Genomic DNA, 1,475 nt, shown 5'->3' with positions numbered 1-1,475 from the left:
GGTGAGCCGGCCCAGATCAGCTTCAACTACCTCGGCCAGTTCGACGGGAGCATGGCCGGCAGCTTCGCCGACGCCTCCGGCAAAGCCGGCCCCGACTGGCACCCCGCCAACCAACGCCCCTACCTGATCGACATCGTCAGCCACATCCAAGACGGCCAACTCCACATGCAGTGGACCTACAGCAAAGCCGCCTTCCCTGACGACACCATCCGCCAGATCGCCGATCGCACCCTGGAGGTCCTCCGGAAGCTCACCGCGGAGGCCAAGCGCCCTGACCTCGTGGGTTACAGTCCTTCGGACTTCCCGCTGAGCGGGTTGAGCCAGTCGCAGATCAACGACCTGGTCGGCCAACTGCGCTCCCGGTCGGAGTGGCGGGACAGCACGGTGGCGCGCCCGCTGGAGGACTGCTACCCGCAGACCCCCATCCAGCAGGGCCTGTGGTTCCAAAGCCAACTCGCCCACGGCGAAGGCGTCTACCACGTCCAGATGATTCTGGGAATCGAGCAGGAACTCGACGTCGAGGCGTTCCGGCAAAGCTGGGCACAAACCATGCTGCGCCACCCGATCCTGCGCACCAGCTTCTGGACCACCGACGGAAACGACGCCCTCCAACTGGTCTGGGCCGACCTTCCTGCCCCTCTCCGGGTGCAGGACTGGCGCTTTGAAAGCGCTGCGGAACAGCAGAACCACCTCGAGACCTACCTGCAACAGGATCGCACCCAGGGCTTCGCCCCCACCGACGCGCCGCAGTGGCGCATGCTGCTCGCCCAGACCGGCGACACCAGCTACCAACTCATCTGGAGCGCCCACCACGCGATCCTGGACGGCTGGAGCATCAGCCTCATCCTCAACGATGTCGTGCAGTGGTACAGCGCGCTCACCCAGGGCCACCACATCGAGCAAGCACCCCCACGGCCCTACCGCGACTACGTCTCCTGGCTCCAACAACAAGACATCCAACAGGCCGAAAACTACTGGCACGACACCCTCAAGGGGATCGAACAAGCCACCGCCCTTGACGTCGGTAACCGCCCCGAGGTCGAACCCCACAGCCCGGCGGAGTCCGCTCCGCCGGCTACGGCCACCGTGTTCTTCAGCGAGGCGGAGACCGCCCGGTTGCAGGACTTCGCCCAGCAGCACCGCCTCACCCTCAACACCCTGTTGCAGGGCTGCTGGGCACTGCTCCTCTCCCGCTACACCGGCACCGACGACGTCGTCTTCGGCACCGTCGTCTCAGGCCGCCCCGCCGAAGTCGAAGGCATCGAACGCATGGTCGGCCTGTTCATCAACACCCTGCCCCTGCGCGTACACGTACCCAACCACAGCACCTCACTCGACTGGCTCCACAACCTGCAAGAACAAAACATGCAGATGCGCCAGTACGAATACAGCCCCCTCAACCAGGTCCAGCAATGGAGCGAACTTCCCGCCAACGCCCCACTGTTCGAAACCCTCTTCGTCTTCGAGAACTACCC

At 64.7% G+C, this 1,475-nt stretch carries 1 protein-coding gene; it reads left to right on the top strand.

The genetic code is table 11. The features are described from left to right. A partial coding sequence (locus ABD848_RS24820; protein ID WP_344977624.1) for a condensation domain-containing protein occupies positions 1-1,475 on the top strand: 1,475 nt, incomplete at both ends.

This window comes from Salinactinospora qingdaonensis (assembly GCF_039539445.1).
In the GTDB taxonomy this organism is placed as follows: Bacteria; Actinomycetota; Actinomycetes; order Streptosporangiales; family Streptosporangiaceae; genus Salinactinospora; species Salinactinospora qingdaonensis.
The sequence above is the reverse complement of the archived record's forward strand: the minus strand, read 5'-3'. Positions and strand labels throughout refer to the sequence as shown.